Annotated in this window: 5 protein-coding genes; 3 read left to right on the forward strand and 2 right to left on the reverse strand. The window is 64.7% G+C overall.

The window, feature by feature from the left end:
• On the reverse strand, window positions 1-1,289 hold a 1,289-nt coding region (locus tag C2I19_RS21230), incomplete at its 3' end, for a glycoside hydrolase family 1 protein (protein WP_103904565.1).
• Between the two features lie 187 nt (window positions 1,290-1,476).
• Between C2I19_RS21230 and chrA the strand changes: the two genes are divergently transcribed.
• Window positions 1,477-2,670, forward strand: a complete 1,194-nt coding sequence (gene chrA / locus C2I19_RS21235) for a chromate efflux transporter (RefSeq protein ID WP_233201317.1) — start codon at window positions 1,477-1,479, stop codon at window positions 2,668-2,670.
• A 49-nt stretch (window positions 2,671-2,719) separates the two neighbouring features.
• On the opposite strand, the gene C2I19_RS21240 is transcribed toward chrA, so the two are convergent.
• The gene (locus tag C2I19_RS21240) at window positions 2,720-4,576 is read right to left on the reverse strand and encodes a S9 family peptidase (protein ID WP_103904561.1); all 1,857 of its coding nucleotides are present in this window, start codon (window positions 4,574-4,576) and stop codon (window positions 2,720-2,722) included.
• A 284-nt stretch (window positions 4,577-4,860) separates the two neighbouring features.
• On the opposite strand from C2I19_RS21240, the gene C2I19_RS21245 reads away from it, so the two are divergent.
• Both C2I19_RS21245 and C2I19_RS21250 read left to right on the forward strand, forming a co-directional pair.
• Window positions 4,861-6,756, forward strand: a complete 1,896-nt coding sequence (locus C2I19_RS21245) for a M14 family metallopeptidase (protein WP_103904562.1) — start codon at window positions 4,861-4,863, stop codon at window positions 6,754-6,756.
• 77 nt (window positions 6,757-6,833) lie between these two features.
• Window positions 6,834-7,026: MBL fold metallo-hydrolase (locus C2I19_RS21250; protein WP_146056917.1), on the forward strand; the 193-nt coding region annotated here is incomplete at its 3' end.

Raw genomic sequence — 7,026 nt, forward strand, 5'->3', positions numbered from 1 at the left:
ATGTCGGTGAACGACCAGGCGCAGAAACCCAGCAGCTCGACACCGTCGCTGATCGCTTCGCGGCAGGCCTGCAGATGGCTGCGCAGATAGGCGATGCGGTAGTCGTCACGCACCTTATCGCCGTCCTCCAGCCGGTCGAACTCGCCCAGGCCGTTCTCGGTGATCAACACCGGCAGCGCGTAGCGGCTGCTCAGCCGCCGCATGGCGATGCGCAGCCCGGTCGGGTCTATCGCCCAGTCCCAATTGGATGTTTGCAGCGTCGGATTGGGCGCGGTGCGATAGAGGCCGGGCACGCCTCTGGCCGGCGTGCTGCCTTTCTTCCCGGTGGTATTGATGCGGGCGAGCCCCACGCCGTCCGGCGGATTGGCGGTATAGGTCAAGGTGTAATAGTAATTGAGGCCGATGAAGTCTGGCCGCGCCTGCGCCAGCGCCTCCATATCGCCGGGCAGGATGTCCGGCGCTTCGCCGCGCTCGCGCAGCCAGGCCAGCGCCACTTGCGGATAGCGTCCATAGCAATACACGTCCAGCCACCAGTGGTTGGTGAATGCTTCCGCGTTGTCGAAAGCCAGCATGTCGGCAGGCGCGCACGAGGCCGGGTAGGCCGGCGAATAGGCGAAGCTGGGGCCGATGCGGCCGTCCGGCACGAGCTGGCGGAACAGCTGAATGGCGCGCGCGTTGGCCAGGAAGGCGATGTGGTTGGCGGCGTAAAAACGCTGGCGGTCGGCCACCGCCGGCGGATGCGTCGCCAGCAAGTAGGCATTGCTGAGGTTGTAGTTCTGCTCGTTCAGCGATACCCAGGTCTTGACCCGATCGCCGTAGCGGCGGTACAGCAAGGCGCAGTAGCCGCCAAAGTCGTCGATGACGCGCCGGTCTTCCCAGCCACCGTATTCGTCCTGCAGCGCCTGCGGCATGTCCCAGTGATACAGCGTCAGCACCGGCTCGATGCCGCGCGCCAGCAAGGCGTCTATCAGGCGGTCATAAAAGGCCAACCCGGCTTCGTTAGGCTCTCCTCGCCCCTGCGGCAGCACCCGTGGCCAGCTGACCGAGAAGCGGTAGGCCGTCAGGCCCATTTCCGCCATCAGCGCGACATCCTCATCCATGCGGTGATAGTGGTCCACCGCCACGTCGCCATGGCTGCCCTGGAAGGTGCGGCCCGGCTCGCGCGTGAAAACATCCCAGACCGACGGCCCCTTGCCGTCGGCGTCGAAGGCGCCCTCCACTTGGTAAGCGGCGGAGGCGGCGCCCCACAGGAAATCGTCGGGAAAGGGCTTGAGGCTGTGGTGATGCATGCGGGTCTCCGGTGAAAGCGGCTATGCCTATTGGTCGGCGCGGCGGCCGGCAAGTTCGACGATGATGCGGCATCGCGCGGCCGGCGGGAAAACCATCCGCTCAAATCCTGGCGAAAAACCGCCTGCCGCTTCAAGCCGCCACGGTTTTCCGCTAAGGTGTGGCGCTCCGCCACCCGCCATCCACATCATGAACCGACAAGACCCGCCGCGCGACCGCGGCTTCTGGCGCATCCTGCTGGTTTTCCTGAAGCTGGGCCTGACTTCCTTCGGCGGCCCGGTCGCCCACCTCGGCTATTTTCGCGCCGAATTCGTCGAGCGCCGGCGCTGGCTGGCGGAGCGCGACTACGCCGACTTGGTGGCGCTGTGCCAATTCCTGCCCGGACCGGCCAGCAGCCAGGTGGGCATGGCGCTGGGCCTGTCGCGCGGCGGCCTGGCCGGCGCGCTGGCCGCCTGGCTGGGCTTCACGCTGCCGTCGGCGCTGCTGATGCTGCTGCTGGCGCTAGGCCTGTCGCATCACGCCCAAGCCGTGCCGCCCGGCGCGCTGCACGGACTGAAACTGGCCGCGGTGGCGGTGGTGGCGCAGGCGGTGTGGAGCATGGCGCGCCAGCTATGCCCGGACCGGCCGCGGCTGACGCTGATGGGCATCGCCTGCTGCCTGGCCTTGTTGGTAGCTGCGCCCTGGCTGCCATTGGCCGTCATCGCGCTGGCCGGCGCGGCCGGCCGCCTGTGGCTGGCCCCGCCAGCGCCGGGCGCGCCTGCGGCCGATGACGCCTCCGCTCCCAGCCGCCGCCGCGGCGCGCTGTGGCTGGCGCTGTTCTTCGCCCTGCTCGCCGGCCTGCCGCTATTGGCCGCGGCCTGCCCAGGCTACCGGCTGGCGCTGTTCGACGCCTTCTACCGCAGCGGCGCGCTAGTATTCGGCGGCGGCCATGTGGTGCTGCCGCTGTTGGAAACCGCATCCGTCGCCAGCGGCTGGGTGCCCAGAGACGCCTTCCTCGCCGGCTACGGCGCGGCGCAGGCGCTGCCCGGCCCGCTATTCGCCTTCGCCGGCTTCCTGGGCGCGGCCGGCGACGGCAGCTGGCAAAGCGGCGCGCTGGCGCTGGCGGCCATCTTCTTGCCCGGCTTTCTGCTGCTGGCCGGCGCCCTGCCGTTCTGGCACCGGCTGCGCGCCGCGCCGGCCGCGCAATCGGCCCTGGCCGGCGTCAACGCCGCGGTGGTCGGCCTGCTGCTGGCCGCGCTCTACCATCCAGCCTGGACCAGCGCGGTGCGCGCGCCGGCCGACTTCGCCGCCGCGCTGCTGGCCTTGTTGGCGCTGAGCGCCTGGAAGCTGCCGCCCTGGCTGGTAGTGGGGCTGTGCGCGGCGGCGGGATGGCTCGCGCTGTAGACGAAAAAGCCCGCCGATAGGCGGGCTGCGGTCAGCTTGAGGCGCCGGCTCAGTCCAGGTGCTTCTTGAAGAACTGCTCCATCGCGCCATAAGCGGCCAGACGGTTTTCCTCGTTATGGAAGCCGTGTCCCTCGTTGTCTTTGACGATGTACTCCACGTCCACGCCGCGTTTCTTCAAGCCCTCCACAATCTGGTTGGATTCGTTGATGTTGACGCGCGGGTCCTTGGCGCCTTGCAACACCAAGAGCGGCGCCTGGATGCGGTCCACGTGGAGCGCCGGCGAACGCGCTTCCATCATTTCCTTATCCTTCACCGGATCGCCCACCATCTGGTAGGTCATGTCCAGATACGGCTTCCAGTACGGCGGGATGGTCTTCATGAAGGTAAACAGGTTGGACACGCCTACGTAGTCCACGGCGCAGCGGTACAGCTCCGGCGTCTTGGTGATGCCGGACAGCGTGGCGTAGCCGCCATAGCTGCCGCCGTAGATGCATACCTTTTTAGGATCGGCCACGCCCTGCTTGACCAGCCAGTCCACGCCATCGCTGACATCGTCCTGCATCTTGCCGCCCCACTCCTTGAACGAGGCTTCCCAGAACTGGCGGCCGTAGCCGGTGGAGCCGCGGAAATTCATCTGCAGCACGGCCCAACCGCGGCTGGCGAAGAACTGCGCCTCCGGATTGAAGCCCCAGCTGTCGCGCGCCCACGGCCCGCCGTGCGGATTGACGATCACCGGCAGGTTCTTGGCGTCCTCTTTGCCCTTGGGCAGGGTCAGATAGCCGTGGATGGTCAGGCCGTCGCGGCTCTGGTACTGGATGGGCTTGATCGACGCCATCTGGTCTTCATGCAGCCAAGGCGTGATGGCGGCCAGCAGCGTCAGCTTGTCATGCTTCTGGTCGTACAGATAGCGCTTGCCCTGGGTCTTGTCGTTCCAGGCGGCCACCACGAAGCGGTCTTCATTGCGGTTGCCTGACTGGATTTCCACCAAGTCGCCCGGGAAATGCGCCTGCAGCTTGGCATACAACTCGCGCGAGGCTGGATCGAAGCATTCGCGGCCCAGCTTGTCGGTTTCGAAGCTGGCGCAAGTGATGGTCTTGCGCTTGCGCGAATAGCCCAGCTCGCTGACATCCACATCGTTGCGGGCGTAGATCTCCTTGACCTCCTTATTGGCCTTGGGGTCGTACTCGACAATGGCGCTCTTGTCGCGGCCCAGATTGCTGGCGGCGTAGAAGCGCTGGTTGTCCGGGGTGAAGAGCAGCGGCGCGAAGCTGTCGCGGAAATCCGTAGTCAGCAGCTTGCGGAACGGCTCGCCCGGCTTGTCGCGATAGCGCACGGTATTGTTGACGCCGTCGGTCTCGATGGCGATGCGGATATTGCCTTTATGGTCAGTGCCCCAGCCAGTCACCTTGCCCGGGTTTTCCGCTTCCAGCGTCAGCTTGCCGGTTTTCAGATCCACGCGGTAGACGTCGAAAATTTCCCGGTTGCGCTTGTTCAGGCTGACCAGCAACTGATTGTCCTGGTCGACCAGGCCGTCCACGATCTCCGCCCGCACGCCGGGAAACGGCGTCAGATCGCGCGTCTTGCCCGTTTTCAGGTCCACACTGAACAAATGGAAATTCTCGTCGCCGCCGCTGTCCTTGACGTAGACCAGCTGATTATTGCCCTTCCAGAAATAGCCGGCCAGATCGCGGTCCTTGACCGCGGTGACGCGCTGGTCCGGCTTACCCGGGCGGCGCACCACGATATTGCGGCGAGACTCCCATGGCGACAGGAAAGCCACGCTCTTGCCATCCGGCGAAACGGTGAAGTTGCTCTGTTCGGGATTGCGGAAAAAATCCTTCAGCGGAATATCCGCCGCCGCAGCGGAGCCGGCCAGCAAAGATGCCGCCAGCAAGGTGAGGGTCATTTTCAAGGCTGTTTCTTTCTTCTCAAGGACTGGAAATCCACGCGGCTGCGAGGCCAGTGTTCCTGCTCGGACATTCCACGCGTCATCAAATGGTAATGCCTTGCCCCAACCCCACGCAATATGCGTTTGTAATTTTCACGTTTTGCCATTTAACGTCAATTATTTACTTAAATGCGGCAATGAAAAATCCGCCATTGACGGCAATCAAGCACAATACATCAGGCAATTCGAATATTGCGCTCCCAGGCGTAAGCTGGCGCCGTTCAACTCACTGGAGCATGCAGATGAAACGCCTCGCCCCTCGCCTGACCCTGCTGGCCGCCATCGTCGCCAGCTTGCCCGCCTTGGCCCAACCGGCCGCGCCGGATTATGTCGACTCCAATCAATTCCTCAAGGCTGCGGGAGAGCGCGTGCTGCCGCCGGACATCCCCTGGAACGGATCCAGCCAGCAGTTCGCCGTCGCCAAGGACGACCCCTGGGCCACGCCGTTCGAAGCCTCCGGCTTCACCCATACCCCGCCTTATGACGAAACCATCGCCTACCTGCAAAAACTGGCCGCGGCCCAGCCCAATCTGATCCAACTGACGGCATTGCAGGAGAAGACCGGCGAAGGGCGACCCTTCATGATGGCGATCGTCTCCGCCTCGGCCGACAAGTCCGCCGCCGGCCTCAAGGCTTCCGGCAAACCCACGCTCTACATCGAGGCCGGCATCCACCCCGGCGAGGCCAACGACAAGGACGCCGGCTTGATGCTGCTGCGCGACCTGAGCGCGCGCGGCACTTTGCGCCCCCTGCTGGACAAGATAAATGTCTTATTCGTTCCCACCGTCAACATCGACGGCGACATGCGCTACGGCAAATACGGCCGCATCAACCAGAACGGGCCGGTGGAGACCGGCTGGCGCGTCAACAGCCGCAATCTGAACCTGAACCGCGACTTCACCAAGCTGGACAGCCCGGAAATCCGCAACGTGGCGCGGGCGCTGGACGAATACCAGCCGGATTTCTTCATCGACACCCACAGCACCGATGGCGTGAACTACCAGTACGACGTCACCTACTGCAATAACGGCGAGGGCTGGTCGCACGCATCCAGCCGCTGGATGGACCAGGTCATGACGCCCTATGTCTACCGCGAGCTGCGCGCTTACGGCCATGAGCCCAATGTCTGCATCTCGATGAACGACAACGAGGACATCAGCCAGGGCTACTACCCGTATTACAGCGACTTGGCCCGCTTCTCCAACCAGTACGCCGACGCGCGCGGCATTCCCGGCATTCTTGTGGAATTGCACGCGCTCAAGCCGTACAAGCAGCAGGTATTGGGCAATTACGTGCTGTACAAGGCCATCCTGGAGAGCATGGCGGCCAACCGCGACAGCCTGCGCGCCGCCATCGCCCAGGACAGGGCCGAGCGGCCCAAGGAAGTGACGCTGACCTGGAAAGCGGCCGAAGGCAAGCCGCAAACCGTGCCGTTCAAAGGCGTCAAGTTCGAGAAGGTGCCATCGCCCATCACCGGCGACAAGATCGTGCGCTGGAGCAATCAGCCGCAGGCCTATCAGATTCCGTTCACCCCGCAGTCCGTGCCGGACCTGGTAGTGCCGCGGCCCAAGGCCTATGTGGTCCCGGCGCAATGGACGGAGGTGATCGCGCGGCTGAAGACGCACGGCATCGCCATGACTACGCTGAAGCAGCCCACTTCCATGGATGTCACGGTCTACCGCTTGGAGGATGTCAAGCTGGGCACGCCGTTCGAGCCGGACCGCGAATCCGCCGACAAGATTCCCGGCTACGAAGGCAGGCTGCTGATCTCCGGCAAGCCGATGCCGCAGCAGCGCAAAGTCACTTACCCGGCCGGCTCGGTGGTGATAGACCCGAATCAACAACTGGGCACGCTGGCCATGATTCTGCTGGAACCGTCCAGCCCGGACGCCTTCCTGAGCTGGGGTTTCTTCAACGCCAACCTGACCTCGGCGGAAGCGCCGGAAGCCTATGTGATGGAGCCGATGGCGCGGCGCATGCTGGCGGAAAGCCCGGAACTGCGCCAAGCCTTCGCCGCCAAGCTCAAGGCCGACCCCAAGTTCGCCAAGGACCGCGGCGCGCGCCTCAACTGGTTTTATGAGCGCACGCCGTTCGCCGACAGCAACCGCTATCTATACCCGGTCGGCATCGTCCGCTAAGCCTCTCCCGGCCGGGACGCCGCCGCGTCCCGGTCTACAATACAAGGCAGCCATGCGGCGGGAGGCGGAGCGACATCATGCACATCACCATCCTGGGCGCGGCGGCCTGCCTGGGCCAGCCGGGACAAACCACCAGCTTTTTGATAGGAAACGATACCCTGCTTGACTGCGGCACCGGCTGCGGTTCGCTGGATATCGAGGCGCTGCTGGCGCTGCGCCGCGTGCTGCTGACCCACAGCCATATCGACCACTGCGGCCTGCTGCCGCTGC

Source organism: Chromobacterium alticapitis (assembly GCF_002924365.1).
GTDB lineage: Bacteria > Pseudomonadota > Gammaproteobacteria > Burkholderiales > Chromobacteriaceae > Chromobacterium > Chromobacterium alticapitis.

What these genes read in the sequence shown, in the direction of transcription:
- C2I19_RS21240 (WP_103904561.1), bottom strand. Translation starts at nt 4,576, where the DNA reads ATGACCCTCACCTTGCTGGCGGCATCTTTGCTGGCCGGCTCCGCTGCG.
- chrA (WP_233201317.1), top strand. Translation starts at nt 1,477, where the DNA reads ATGAACCGACAAGACCCGCCGCGCGACCGCGGCTTCTGGCGCATCCTG.
- C2I19_RS21245 (WP_103904562.1), top strand. Translation starts at nt 4,861, where the DNA reads ATGAAACGCCTCGCCCCTCGCCTGACCCTGCTGGCCGCCATCGTCGCC.